Origin of the sequence: Pseudoalteromonas sp. S3431 (genome assembly GCF_000690035.1) — a bacterium.
In the GTDB taxonomy this organism is placed as follows: Bacteria; Pseudomonadota; Gammaproteobacteria; order Enterobacterales; family Alteromonadaceae; genus Pseudoalteromonas; species Pseudoalteromonas fuliginea.
Window position 1 is genome coordinate 13,430 of sequence record NZ_JJNY01000052.1, and the last position, 13,885, is coordinate 27,314.

At 37.4% G+C, this 13,885-nt stretch carries 13 protein-coding genes; all 13 read left to right on the forward strand.

What is annotated here, in order from left to right; all coding sequences use genetic code 11:
* Nucleotides 1–109 precede the first annotated feature (109 nt).
* The 13 genes from DO88_RS06345 to DO88_RS06285 all read left to right on the forward strand — a co-directional run bounded on the left by DO88_RS06345 (nt 110) and on the right by DO88_RS06285 (nt 13,881).
* Nucleotides 110–1,951, forward strand: coding sequence for a DUF885 domain-containing protein (locus tag DO88_RS06345; protein ID WP_033039992.1), 1,842 nt, complete (start codon nt 110–112; stop codon nt 1,949–1,951).
* A gap of 97 nt (nt 1,952–2,048) precedes the next feature.
* Entirely contained in the window at nt 2,049–2,561 is a 513-nt protein-coding gene (locus tag DO88_RS06340; protein WP_007377608.1) for a YcgN family cysteine cluster protein, read from the forward strand.
* Nucleotides 2,561–3,073: an RNA methyltransferase gene (locus tag DO88_RS06335; RefSeq protein WP_033039995.1), complete on the forward strand. Its 513-nt coding sequence runs from the start codon at nt 2,561–2,563 to the stop codon at nt 3,071–3,073. Before DO88_RS06340 ends, DO88_RS06335 begins: the two co-directional genes overlap by 1 nt.
* 362 nt (nt 3,074–3,435) lie before the next feature.
* A complete protein-coding gene (locus tag DO88_RS06330; RefSeq protein WP_007377606.1) occupies nt 3,436–4,329 on the forward strand; it encodes a substrate-binding periplasmic protein in 894 nt (297 codons plus the stop codon).
* Nucleotides 4,330–4,620: 291 nt separating this feature from the next.
* A complete protein-coding gene (locus DO88_RS06325) occupies nt 4,621–5,874 on the forward strand; it encodes a sugar MFS transporter (protein ID WP_033029662.1) in 1,254 nt (417 codons plus the stop codon).
* A 933-nt stretch (nt 5,875–6,807) separates the two neighbouring features.
* Nucleotides 6,808–7,896 carry a GGDEF domain-containing protein gene (locus DO88_RS06320; protein WP_033023743.1) on the forward strand — a complete coding sequence of 363 codons (1,089 nt, stop codon included), beginning with the start codon at nt 6,808–6,810 and terminating at the stop codon, nt 7,894–7,896.
* 8 nt (nt 7,897–7,904) lie between these two features.
* Nucleotides 7,905–8,519 carry a DsbA family protein gene (locus DO88_RS06315; protein WP_007377603.1) on the forward strand — a complete coding sequence of 205 codons (615 nt, stop codon included), beginning with the start codon at nt 7,905–7,907 and terminating at the stop codon, nt 8,517–8,519.
* A 231-nt stretch (nt 8,520–8,750) separates the two neighbouring features.
* Nucleotides 8,751–9,503 (forward strand): DUF3450 domain-containing protein, encoded by a 753-nt coding sequence (locus tag DO88_RS06310; RefSeq protein WP_007377602.1) that lies wholly within the window; start codon nt 8,751–8,753, stop codon nt 9,501–9,503.
* Between the two features lie 10 nt (nt 9,504–9,513).
* Nucleotides 9,514–10,881 (forward strand): MotA/TolQ/ExbB proton channel family protein, encoded by a 1,368-nt coding sequence (locus DO88_RS06305; protein WP_008139039.1) that lies wholly within the window; start codon nt 9,514–9,516, stop codon nt 10,879–10,881.
* Between the two features lie 3 nt (nt 10,882–10,884).
* Nucleotides 10,885–11,412, forward strand: coding sequence for a MotA/TolQ/ExbB proton channel family protein (locus DO88_RS06300; RefSeq protein WP_007377600.1), 528 nt, complete (start codon nt 10,885–10,887; stop codon nt 11,410–11,412).
* Nucleotides 11,413–11,463: 51 nt separating this feature from the next.
* Nucleotides 11,464–11,874 carry an ExbD/TolR family protein gene (locus tag DO88_RS06295; protein ID WP_007377599.1) on the forward strand — a complete coding sequence of 137 codons (411 nt, stop codon included), beginning with the start codon at nt 11,464–11,466 and terminating at the stop codon, nt 11,872–11,874.
* A gap of 9 nt (nt 11,875–11,883) precedes the next feature.
* Nucleotides 11,884–12,489 carry an energy transducer TonB gene (locus DO88_RS06290; protein ID WP_007377598.1) on the forward strand — a complete coding sequence of 202 codons (606 nt, stop codon included), beginning with the start codon at nt 11,884–11,886 and terminating at the stop codon, nt 12,487–12,489.
* A gap of 51 nt (nt 12,490–12,540) precedes the next feature.
* On the forward strand, nt 12,541–13,881 hold the full coding sequence (locus DO88_RS06285; RefSeq protein WP_033029656.1) for a tetratricopeptide repeat protein: 1,341 nt from the start codon (nt 12,541–12,543) through the stop codon (nt 13,879–13,881).
* Nucleotides 13,882–13,885: the final 4 nt, after the last annotated feature.

Genomic DNA, 13,885 nt, shown 5'->3' on the forward strand with positions numbered 1-13,885 from the left:
AGTTCAGATAAAAGTGCAAATTTAATACGATGAATGCAATCTATCGTAATTTCTTTATTAAGCACGGTTTAATGCGCATAATTGAACAACGATATTAAAAAGGATTATCATGAAATCAATTAAATTAGCATTAGTTGCCAGCGGCGTTATGTTTGCTTTAAGTGGCTGTATGAATACTGGGTTTAGTACACACACTAATACCAGTGCGCAGCCAAACAGAGTTAACGCATCGGCAGGTATTGTTTCAGAGCTTTCGGCAGAGCAACAACTCGATGTACTTGTTGCACAGTATTACGATGAATCGCTCACATATAGCCCCATCAGAGCAACGTACAATGGTCGTAATGAGTTTAACGATCAATTTACGCCTGTGATTTCAAAAGAAAATAGAGCAAAGAAAGCGGCTTTTTATAAAAAATATCAACAGCGCTTAAACTTTATTGATAAAGCACAGTTAACAGGGCAGTCGCTTTTAAGTTTTGAAATATTAGAGCGCGACCTCGCTCTTAAATTAGAAGGTATGCAGTTCCCTGATTATTTACTACCAATTAACCAAATGGCGGGTGCGCATAACACCTTTGCAGGTTTTGGTTCAGGCCAAAGTGCTCAGCCGTTTAATACCGTTGAAGATTACACTGCTTTTATCTCGCGTAGCGAAGGTTTTGTAAAGTGGCTTGCCAGTGTAGAGCGTTCAATGGCGCAAGGCATTAAACTAGGTATTACGTTACCAAAACCACTTGCTGAAAAATTGCAGCCACAATTTGCAGCTCATGTAGTTAAAAATGCCGAAAATTCACTATTTTGGGGACCAATTAAAAAATTACCAGAATCATTTAGCGCACAGCAAAAGCAAAAAACTACAGCGCAGTATCGTCAATTGATTATGCAGCACTTAGTACCGGCTTATAAAAGCATGAGTGATTTTTTAGCTAATAAGTATATTCCTAATAGTCGAGAAAGCGTAGGTTACAGTGATTTACCAAACGGTAAAGCGTGGTACGAATACCAAATTAAGAAAAACACAACGCTTAGCTTATCTGCAGACGAAATTCATGACATTGGTTTAAGTGAAGTGTCGCGCATTTTAAGCGAAATGAAAAAAGTAAAAGAAACCGTAGGCTTTAAAGGTGAACTATCTGAATTTTTTGATCATTTACGTGATTCAGATGAATTTTACTACGACACGCCTGAGGAGTTAATTGCGGCATATGAAAACGTTAAGAAAAAAATAGACGCGCGTTTGCCTCTGCTTTTTGACATCGCACCCAAAGCACCTTACGTTGTAAAAGCGGTTGAAGCATACAGAGCACAGTCTGCAGCTGGTGCATCATACGCATCACCGGCACCTGATGGCTCTCGCCCAGGTATTTTTTATATCAATGCTTATAACTTAAAAGCGCAGCCTAAATTTTTACTCGAAACTTTATCGATTCACGAAGCAGCCCCAGGTCATCACTTTCAAATAGCACTTCAGCAAGAAATAGAGGGGTTACCTGATTTTCGTAAATTTGGTGGTTATACCGTGTTTGCAGAAGGTTGGGCGCTTTACGCAGAAAGCTTAGGCAAAGAGCTAGGTTTATTTACCGACCCTTACATGTGGTACGGGCGTTTATCGGATGAGCAATTACGTGCAATGCGTTTAGTGCTTGATACCGGTTTTCATGCAAAAGGGTGGACGCGTCAGCAGGGAATAGATTACATGCTTACAAATTCGTCTATGGCAAAGAGCGATGTAATTGCAGAAGTTGAGCGATATATTGCATGGCCAGGACAAGCGCTTTCTTACAAGTTAGGGCAATTTAAAATTCAAGAGTTACGTGATTTTTCTAAAAAACAACTGGGTGATAAATTTGATATTAAAGCGTTTCACACGCAAATATTAATAGATGGCGCATTACCAATGCCAATATTAGAGGAAAAAATTAAGCGTTGGGTTAAATCTCAAAGCTAATTTGTAGCGCAAAGCCAGTACTTTGAAAGGGTATTGGCTTTGCGCCATTTACAGCAATACGGTAGAATGCGCGCTCTTTAGGGGGCACGAGTAAACTATGTTTGATCAACAATTAGCAAATACACAATTTTGGCTTAAAAAAAGCTTAAGCGACATGAGTCAAAACGAATGGGAAGCCATTTGTGATGGATGCGGAAAATGTTGTTTAAATACGTTTATTGATAGCGAAGATGAAGACGAATTTACCGCCACCGATCAGTTACGCGAAGGTGAGCAATTAATATTTACCAATATTGTATGTCAGTATCTCGATAACAACACCTGTGGTTGTAGCGAATACGAAAACCGCCAAACGCTTGTTCCTTCTTGTGTAAAACTCACAAAAGAAAACCTTAAAGACATCTTTTTTATGCCACAAAGCTGCAGTTACCGTCGTTTACACGAAGGTCGTGGTTTGGCTTCTTGGCACCCGTTATTAAATAATGGCGATAAAACGAGTATGCATGAGTTAGGTATTTCTGTAAAAGACAAAACAGTAAAAGATTGTGATGTAAAACTCGACGACTTTGATTTGTACATTGCTGAGTGGCCAACAAAGGACGTAAATTAATGAGTAAGCAACAAGCCGTAATTGGTTTAATTAATCCTAAAAGCCCGACTAATGTTGGCGGTGTATTGCGTGCAGCAGGATGTTACGATGCTAAACAAGTTTTTTTTACCGGTAATCGCTACTTAAATGCTAAAAAATTTCATACAGATACAAAAAATGTGGTTGAACGTATCCCTTTAACTGAAACCGACAGTTTAGAGATGGTAAAACCAGAGGGCGCTACCGTTGTTGTTATTGAGCTTATTGAAGGTGCAACACCTTTACTTGAGTTTAAACATCCTGAAAATGCATTTTATGTATTTGGCCCCGAAGATGGCTCTGTATCAAAAGACGTTCTAAAGTGGTGTGATGAAGTTGTGTATATTCCAACTATTGGCTGTATGAACCTAGCGGCTACTTGTAATGTGGTTTTGTACGACCGCTTGGCTAAATTAGGAGGTGTTGAGAGCAGCGATACAACAATTATAAGCTCACGTGATACCAACAATAAAATGAAATGGGTGAAATGTTAGCTCATCTTTTTTCTCACGCAACTCATTGTAAGTTGTTGATTTATTGTAGGTTTAAGCTTTTCGCATCTAAATAGGTTGGTGTTGTTTTTGCCTATTTAAAAATGATAACCCTAATTCAGCATTCCGCAGTTAATATATTTGTACTTAAAAGATTCGGACATAGAGTAAACGAATTACACTTGCTTGATCTCACTTGCGTAGAAGTTGGCTTCGATGATTTAAGTAAGCTGGTAAGTATTAAGTAAAGTCATGTTTAACATTATTAACTCTTTAATTAGGCTAATTAAAGAGAATATAAACACACAAGGTTAAATTTTCTCCTACACTTATTGCTATTAATACTATTTTTTAATAGGTATGCCATGCGATTTTTGTTTATTCTCCTTTTGATCTTTACTGCGGAGACGGCTGCTGAAATACCGATTACTTATCAAAGTAGCGGTAATAATATTATGCTGCACGGTGAACCTTATAAATCAGGGACGCTCTATAAAGCAAATAACAGTAAACAAACGCTTCATATTGCGACATTAGATTGGCCCCCGTACATTGGTGATAAATTATGCAATAAAGGGTGGGTGTACCAATTTGCAGTTTCACTACTTAATAGTCAAGGTTATAGCGTCCATATTGAATTTTTACCTTGGGCACGAGCGGTAAGAAATGTTGAGTTAGGCAAAGCAGATATTTTAATGCCTGAATATTTTATTGAAGACACAGCACCTTCTGATTATGTATTAGGAAAAACTCGCAGCGACTTATTAGGTTTATCAAATTCATTTAAAGGTGGCGAAATTGCGTTTCTAAAAAGAAAGCATGAGGCTGACCGCTTTTCTGGCAATTTGAAATCACTCAAAGGTCAACGGATTGGTGTGGTCCGTGGCTATCAAAATACGCCAGAGTTTGATGCAATGATGGACAATAATGAATTTCAAATAATGCACTCAGTTGATGACTTACAGCTTGTTCAGCTATTAGTGGCGAAAAGAGTTGATTTAATTATTGGCGATCCGACAGTGTTAAAGTTTTCAGTTCAATACTCATCGCTAAGTCATTCACAAAAACAATTTTTATTAAATTCAATCGAAGAAGAAAGTATCCCACTACAAAATAACCCTCTGTATTTTGCAATAAGTAAATTGAGTCATAATTGGCTTGGTGTTTTGGAGGATATTAATAAGGGATTATATAAATTTAATAATAGCGGCGAAACTCAACGTTTAATTGATAGCCTTAATTCTGAGTGTGGATACTAGTTAACCTGAACTGTGAATAATAAATCTATCTCGAGCAGCTATTTTCAGCGCTGTCTGCATTCGGTTACTGCAATAGGTCAGCTATTGACGCGTAAATTCACCTTGTTTCCACTGAAAATCTCCGGTTAGAGAAAATAAATTTAATCATGATTCAATACATTAGTAAATCTCTTGACCAGAGTTTAGGTTAGTTACAATAAACGCTGTAGTGGAACGTTCCTAGTGGGTGGCGTATTATTTACAAATAAACATGTAAAATCGTTTTCAATTTGTTAATGGAGTGAAAACGACGTGAGTGAAATAAATACAAAACAATCATTTTCGGTCAACGAACAGCAAAAGAAAAATTATCTGTTTCCGCTGACTGCAATGACAACCCTATTTTTTTTATGGGGTTTTATAACGGTATTAAATGATGTACTAATACCCCGCTTAAAGAGCGTATTTGATTTAAGCTACTTTGAAGCAATGCTTGTGCAATTTTGCTTTTTTGGTGCTTATTTTATTGTATCGTTACCCGCTGGAATTTTAGTTAAACAACTAGGCTATAAAAAAGGTATTTTAACAGGCTTAGTTGTGGCATCGATTGGGTGCATGTTATTTTATCCTGCTGTGGTTGTGCATGAATATTGGCTTTTTTTAAGTGCGCTATTTGTCCTTGCTTCAGGTATTACAGTTTTACAGGTATCTGCAAACCCTTATGTGGCAGCTCTTGGTCCTGAAAAAACAGCATCGTCGCGCTTAAACTTAGCACAAGCACTTAATGCATTAGGTACCACCGTTGGTCCTTATGTTGGTGGGTTATTGTTTTTTGGCGCTGCAGGTAGCCTTGCTGTTTCAGCAGGTTCTGCAGAATCAGTGAAAATTCCTTATTTACTGCTAGCAGCAGCTCTGTTGTCAATTGCTATTATTTTTGCCTTTATTAAATTACCAGAAATAGAAGCGCATAAAGACAATAACGATCAACAAACTCAAACTCGCTCACTAACTCAAGCGCCTCATTTAACAATGGGTGTGTTAGCTATATTTTGTTATGTAGGAGGAGAGGTCGCTATAGGAAGCTTCTTAGTTAATTACTTTGGCGAGGCACATATTGCAGGTCTTGAAGAACACTCAGCAGCTAAACTCATTAGTTATTACTGGGGAGGTGCCATGGTCGGTCGCTTTATTGGTTCTGCACTTTTACAAAAAATTGCACCATCTAAAGCTATTGCTTTTAATGCATGCAGTGTCATTGTTTTATTATTGATAACAATATTTAGCGACGGCGACATTGCATTATATTCAGTATTAGCAGTTGGTTTATTTAATTCTATTATGTTTCCAACCATCTTTTCTGTTGCAATAGAACGATTAGGCTCATTAACGAGTAAAGGATCTGGTTGGTTATGCCTTGCAATTGTCGGTGGTGCGTTGATCCCTCTGATACAAGGGTACTTTGCTGACACGGTTAATATACAAGCTAGTTTCTTTGTCCCAATGTTGTGTTATGTATTTATTGCTTGGTACGGTTTGAACGTAGTTAAACTAGCGAAAAAATGGTGATTGAGCCGTTGTACTTAATCTTTTTAATTTTATAAGTTTAAGCTTTTATCATATTTGGTTTAAATAATACCAATCTGCTTAGATATGAGGTAATTTAATTTGTTAAGTTGTCCAAATACCTATGCAGATTGGTACAAGTAAACTAGCTCAGCTTGTTGCCTTTATTAAAGGCGATTGAAGATTTTGTTTGGGCTTACTAACTTTTACAATTCGAAAGTTGCTCTAACGAGTAAATTTAATTACCGCGCTGCGCATGTTTGACGTTTACACTGTATTCTCGGTTATTTATGGGAAATAACGACACCACATAGGTCTGCCTGAAAATAAGCCGACCATAGTAAATACTCCTCTGCAATGATTAAGCCTTATTTAGTTAGCGTACATTCATCCCTTAATGCACAATGTTTTTAGTGATTGAATACGTATTCAATTACTAAACAAGCCGTTACTTTATAGAACGTTCCAATTTTATGTTTAACTCATCACACAGAAAATCCACGTTCTGTCAGTTAGTCCTTTACTCTTATTTTTAATGAAATCGCAGCTTACAGGGGTTATTAAGTAAGAAAACTTTCTAAATTTTGCTAAAATTAACAGGCTAACGAATATAAGAATAATGCATTTATGTCCGCTAAGCCTGAACTTTATAGCAAGGTGACTATTGCAGCGTTATGCATTTAAGCTTTCGTATTTTAGCCGTATTCGATTAATTACATGTATGTGAATAAATTTAGTCAGTTATTTTTACTAAATGATGAAGCGGTTTTATTTTTGATAGGCTATACGTATAAATAAGTTGAAGAAAAATTAAAAGTGGCTTTCGCTTTACTTTATACCAGTATGATGACGAGTGAAAACCCTCCTTGTCGACGTATTCTTATTGAAATACAAGGCATTTAACAACTCTCATAAAGTATTTAAAGCAATAAAATAATGGTGAATAAAATTTCTAACAAACAAAGCTGGCTAAACTTAATTAACATTGACAGTGTTTATAGCTCTGACAAACAACGTCAAGCGTTTTCTTTATTCACTATGATTGCTATATCTATTGTTGTTATTAGCATTCTAATTTTTTTGAATTATGATGTTTACTCACCAATATTAACAAGTGCATTAATTGCAGTTAATGTAACCATTATTTGTAGTATGTTTTACTTTATAAAAACTGGGAAATTAGAAACTGTCGCATTAATTTGTATGAGTATTGTTTTTATATTGTGTATTGTCCTTACTTATACTGGAGGAAAAGAAAATACTGCATTGTATTGGCTCATGTTTTATCCTGTTGTTACCTTTTCTTCTCTAGGTGTAAGACTGGGCACATGGCTAGGTTTAACTTTATTACTGTGTTGTATCGCCATTTTATATGGTCCAAATTTCGGTCAAGTTGTGTATGGTGATATTGAAAAAACACGATTTATAGCATCGTTTACCTTAGTGTACATATTCTCATTTATTGGTGAGTTTTTTAGGTATCGAAGTCATATGGCAATTGCTGATATTACACTGGAACAAAAACAAGATGCTTATACCGATCAACTTACAGGGATTGCTAATAGACGCTTTATTACTTCTCATTTTTTAAAGCTTGTTGATAGTCGACCGAATGAATACCTTCCATTTTCATTATTATTACTGGATTTAGATCATTTTAAACGACTTAACGATACGTACGGCCATGATTTTGGTGATATTGTGTTAATTGAATTTACCAAAATACTCGAATCACAATTTCCTACATCAGCAGTAAAAGCACGGTACGGCGGTGAAGAATTTGTTGTTATTTTACCAAAAGAAACAAGTGCAAATGCTGTTGATATTGCTAACCGTTTTCGTGAACACGTAGCAGCACAAGTGTTATTAGCTGAAGATAACCTACAAATATCACTTACCTGTAGTATTGGTGTGGTACAAGTTGATAAAGTAGGCGATTATAATAGTGCGCTAAAACAAGCTGATGAGTATCTTTATAACGCCAAAGCGCTTGGTCGTAACAAGGTTGTTTCTACAAAAGATTAAGGATTAATATGAATCAATGTAAACTTATTTATATCCATGACCCAATGTGCAGCTGGTGTTGGGGCTACACACCAACCTGGCTTAAATTAAAAGCTGAGCTTGAAAATAAACTGACGGTTGAATATAAAGTAGGTGGTTTAGCCCCTGATAGCCAAACTGCAATGACGCAAAATATGAAAGAGCGGCTTGAAAGTATATGGCATAAAATAGAGAGCGAATTAGGCACACAATTTAATTTCGAATTTTGGCAGAAAAACCAACCAAGACGTTCAACATACCCAGCATGTAGAGCTGCATTAATTGCACGAAAAAAAAATAAAGAAAGTGAAATGATTGAAGCAATTCAACATGCTTATTATTTAAATGCACAAAACCCGTCAGATGATAGTGTTTTAATTTGTTTAGCTGAACAAATAGGTTTAAATAAAAATGAATTTACCGTCGCTTTCCTATCAGATGAAGTTAATAATGAACTCAAAGCTGAATTACAATATACACGGAGTTTACCTATTCATGGATTCCCATCTTTAGTATTTCTTCGTGAGGATAAGCTGTATTCAATTGAGATTAATTATAAAGACTGGCGCCACACGTATAATCAAATTATTAAACTGTTAGATTAATTTATCTCTTTATTGTGTGTGTTTGCTCAACAAATGCTCACTCCTTCCTTTTAAGTCTTAATTGTTTCAGTTGTCATAAAATAGACTTTTTTGCGCAACATCCCTGTCATGTTTTATCTATAAACTTCTGCTCATTGGAAATCTCAAGCCATAAATTATTTGTCTAACAAAGTTTTTGGCCTTGAAAAATAAACTAGCAAATCTGCTAATTAACGAGTGAAGGTGTATGCGATGAAAGGCGTTAAACCATTAATCTTAGCTGGTATTGTGGCCGCAAGTGCAGCAGTACAGGCAAACGATTTAAATAAGGTTATTGATAAAAGCAGTGAAATTAATATATCCGCTGCGCAATCACAAACAAAAATAGACAAGATTGCAGATTCAATGCAGGGACGTTTACAGCAATTTAAAACCCTAAATAAAGAAATTGACGGCTTAGCAGTTTACAACTCTCAGCTAACTAAGCAATTAAATAATCAAATCGAAGAAATGGAATCATTGAATTTATCAATGGATCAGGTTTCGATTATTGAACGTCAAATAACACCTTTAATGATGCGCATGATCACTGGTCTTGAACAGTTCATATCTCTTGATGTGCCATTTTTACAAGATGAACGTGCAAAACGCTTAACGTCTTTAAAAACGATGATGGATCGTGCTGATATTACTTCAAGCGAAAAGTTTCGTCGTGTTCTCGAAGCGTACCAAGTAGAAGTTGATTACGGCCGTACAATCGAAGCGTACACCGCTTTGTTAGAAGTTAGTGGCAAAGAACGTGAAGTTGATTTCTTACGCATAGGCCGTTTAGAACTTATTTACTTAACACGTGATGGCAAACAAGCAGGTAGCTGGAATATAGAAACGAAATCGTTTGCAGCACTGCCTGATTCGACAATAAGTCAAATTAACAAAGGTTTGCGCATAGCGCGTAAACAACTTGCCCCAGATATGCTAACTCTGCCAGTACATGCAGCAGAATAAGAGGTTGAAAATGAAATTGTTTACTCAAATGACAAAAATGGCTTTATTCGTTGCAAGCCTTAGCTTTACCGGTTCGAGTTTAGCCGCTGAGCCAATGAACCTTGATTCATTACTTAAAACGTTAGAAGAGGGGAAATCAGCCCAAAGCGTACAAAACCAACAACGAGAGCAAGCGTTTGCAACGCGTCAAAATGAACAAGTGCAGATGTTAAAAAACACACAAGCAAAACGTAATCAAATGCTTGTAGAGTCAGAGCGACTGGAAACGCAGTTTGAAGAAAATGAAGTTAAATTAGCCAATTTAACGGATACCTTATCAAAGCGTATGGGCTCACTTAAAGAACTATTTGGTGTATTACAGCAGGTTGCTGGTGATTCGAGTAATAAATTTGCGACATCTGTCGTATCGGCGCAAATCCCTGGTCGCAGCGCATTTATGGATGAGTTAGCCCAAAAAATGGGGTCGACGTCTAAACTTGCATCAATCGAAGATATTGAAAAAGTATGGTACGAATTACAACGTGAAATGACTGAGCAGGGCAAAGTAAGTCGCTTTAATACCACCGTCATAGTCGAAGGTGGTAACAAGGCTGAGCAAGAAGTACTTCGTGTTGGTGCATTTAATTTAATCTCAAATGGTAAATACTTAGAGTACAATCCAGGTACAAACACGTTAAGTGAACTTACTCGTCAGCCTGTTTCACGTTTTACCGCAACAGCGAGTGATCTACAAAATGCTAAAAGTGGTGCAGTTCAGTTTGCACTTGACCCAACAGGCGGTTCAATTTTAGGTTTATTAGTACAAGCCCCAGATACTGCCGAGCAAGTACACCAAGGTGGTGCGGTTGGTTATGTTATTTTAGGTGTAGGTTTACTTGCACTGTTGATTGCGATAGAACGCTTTGTATCTTTATTACTTGTTGGTGGCAAAATTCGTCGTCAGCTAAAAGATAATGTAGCGCGAGATGACAATCCTCTGGGTCGTGTTATGAAAGTAAAAGACGACTATCCAAATGTGGCCTACGACACGCTTGAACTAAAATTAAGCGAAGCTATTCTACGTGAAATGCCAAAAATAACACGTAACCTTACTCTCATTAAAATCATCTCTGTTGTTGCACCGTTATTGGGTTTATTAGGTACGGTAACCGGTATGATAAATACTTTCCAAGCAATTACTTTATTTGGCACAGGCGACCCAAAACTCATGGCGGGTGGTATTTCACAAGCACTAGTAACAACGGTCCTAGGTTTAGTTGTCGCGATTCCTACTGTGTTCATATATACGCTGCTTAATACACGTTCAAAAGGGTTACTGCTTATTTTACAAGAGCAGAGCGCAGGTATTATCGCAGAGCGAAGCGAGAAGGGAGCATAAACCATGGTGCTATTGATTGATTCAATCAATGCTATCCGTGATTTTCTCGACACCGGTGGCCAAGTCCTGTTGGTCATCGGGGTGTTAATCTTCGCGATGTGGTTATTGATACTCGAGCGATTTATTTACTTTTTCAATGGTTTTCGCAGTTATAAAAAAGGTGTTAAAAGCACATGGACTATTCGTGATGAGCGTAATAGCTGGAATGCTGAACAAATACGTCAAGCTATGATCTCGCGAGCAAGTATGCGCCTTAATACCAATTTGCCTTTAATTAATGTGATGGTGGCGTTATGCCCGCTACTCGGTTTATTAGGGACGGTAACTGGAATGATAGAAGTATTTGATGTTATGGCAATTACAGGTACCGGTAGTGCTCGCTCAATGGCGTCAGGTGTATCTAAAGCAACTATTCCAACAATGGCAGGTATGGTAGGTGCGTTATCAGGAGTGTTTGCCTCAACGTACTTACAACGTAAAGCTAAGCGCGAAGTAGAGCTTCTTGAAGACAGCATGGTGTTAGACCATTAAATAAATTTTGATAAGCACCTTACAAGTTCGCTTATCCTAGGAGAATAAAAAATGAGAGCCCCTTTAGGTAATTTAATGCAAGAAGATGAAGCAGAAGAAATAAACATGACACCTATGTTAGATGTTGTTTTTATAATGCTTATTTTCTTTATTGTGACAGCATCGTTTGTTAAAGAAGCTGGTATTGATGTAAATCGTCCAGAAGCTGCAACAGCTGTAAAAAAGGAACGTGCAAACATACTAGTGGCTATTTCAGACAAAGGTGAGATTTGGATCAATAAACGTCAAATTGATATACGAGCTGTTCAAGCAAACATTGAGCGTTTAAAAGCTGAAAACCCTCAAGGCAGTGTTGTAATTCAGGCAGACAAAAAATCTACAACAGATACATTGATAAAGGTAATGGATGCAGCACGTGCCGCAGGTGTGTTTGATGTGTCGATTGCAGCTCAAGAAGCATAAGGGTTAGCAATGCGTTATTTAGTAGCATTAATTATAGCTGGTGTAGTGACTTTCATGCTTTTTTTAGGCATGCAAGCACTTATAACTGGTGGCGATGGAGCGATGAGTGAACCCGCTAAAGGGAACGTACTTGATTTTGTAAGGCTTAAAAAAGAAGAAAGCGTACAAAAAAAAGAACGTAAACCACAAAAGCCACCCACACCAAAAGAACCGCCTCCACCAATGGAGTCACCGCAAATGCAAAGTAGTGATGCTAATGCAAATGCTAACAACTTTGACTTTGGTGCCAATGTTGATGCGGACGTCAATTTATCAGGTGGCTTATCGCTGGACTCAAGTGATGGAGAATATTTACCGATAGTAAAAGTAGCTCCAGTTTACCCGCGCCGTGCATTGTCACGTGGTATTGAGGGTTACGTTATTGTTGAATTCACTGTAACTAAACAAGGTACTGTGCGTGAGCCCCACGTTTTAAAAGCAGAGCCTGAGTCACTATTTGATAAAGCTGCAATGGATGCAGCCCTTAAATTTAAATACAAACCGCGCGTAGTTAATGGTGAAGCTGTTGAAGTTGCGGGTGTTCAGAACAAAATTTCTTTCCAGATCAGTGGTTAATTTAGCGATTAATTAAATCTACGAGTAAATGGTTCGAAAAGCGAGGCGATTATGAAATCAATGACAACATTACGACCTGTGGCAAAACTTTTAAAATTAACACTGTTTTGTACCGTAGCGATAAGTACAAGTATTATTACTCCTAGTGCACTGAGCATTTTACCCAGTGTAGATGTAGCTACAGCCAATGCGGCGCAAGAGCAAAAAACTAAACGTGTGCCAGCTTTACGTGAAAAAGTATACAGCCAGCTGGCACGTGCACAAAAGCTCGCCGATGATGGCGATGTTAAGGCAGGACTTGAAGCACTTGATAGCATAAATGAGCGCTCATCGAGTATGAACTCGTACGAAATTGCGATGATGCATAATTTTTATGGTTTCATATATTACAATGAAAATGACTTACCAAAAGCTATTGCAGCGTTTGAAAAAGTAGTTGCTGAGGAAGGTATCCCAGAATCACTGCGTGTGAGCACGACGTTCAGTTTAGCTCAATTGGCAATGGCTAATAGTGACTATGAAAAAGTGATTGCATTTTTAGACCAATGGGATGCTATTAATACTAAACCAATTACTGATGGTTATTATGTATTGCGAGCACAAACCTATTATCAGTTAAAAGATTTTAAGCAAGGCCTTAATTATATTACCCAAGCAATTACTCTAAGCGATAGTGAAGGTAAAACACCTAAAGAAAATTGGCTAGTTTTACAGCGTGCAATGTATTACTCGCTTAACCAAACAGATAAAGTGGTTGATGTATTGGAACGTATGGTAAAGCTTTACAACAAACCTGAATACTGGGTTCAGTTATCGGGTATGTATGGTGAATTAGGGAAAGAAAGGCAACAGCTTAGTGTTATTGAAGCCGCGTATCAGCAAGGTTTTTTAACCTCTAAATCTGATTTACGCCAATTGGCTCAGGTGTATTTATATAATGGCTTAGCGTATAAAGCCGCCACTGTTATGAGTAAAGCTATAGATGCTGGAATTGCAGAGCAAACTGCAAAAAATTATGCTTTTGTTGCTGAGGCGATGATCCAGGCAAAAGAAGATGAAAAATCAATCACGTATTTTGCTAAGGCGGCTGATTTATCGCCAAGTGGTAAGTACGACCAACGTTTAGCCGAAGTGTATGTAAATACTGAGCAGTTTGAAAAAGCTGCCGATGCTGCGCGTAAAGCGCTTGATAAAGGTGACCTTGATTTTGAATCAAACGCTTTTGTTGCTTTGGGAATGGCGCAGTACAATTTACAAAATTTTGATGCATCAATTTTAGCGTTCGAACAAGCCCAAAAGCATAAAAAGTCACAGCGTTTAGCACAGCAATGGATCAAATATGTGAAGCGTGAAAAAGTACATGCAGAAACACTCAGAACAGCGTTACTTTAACTTT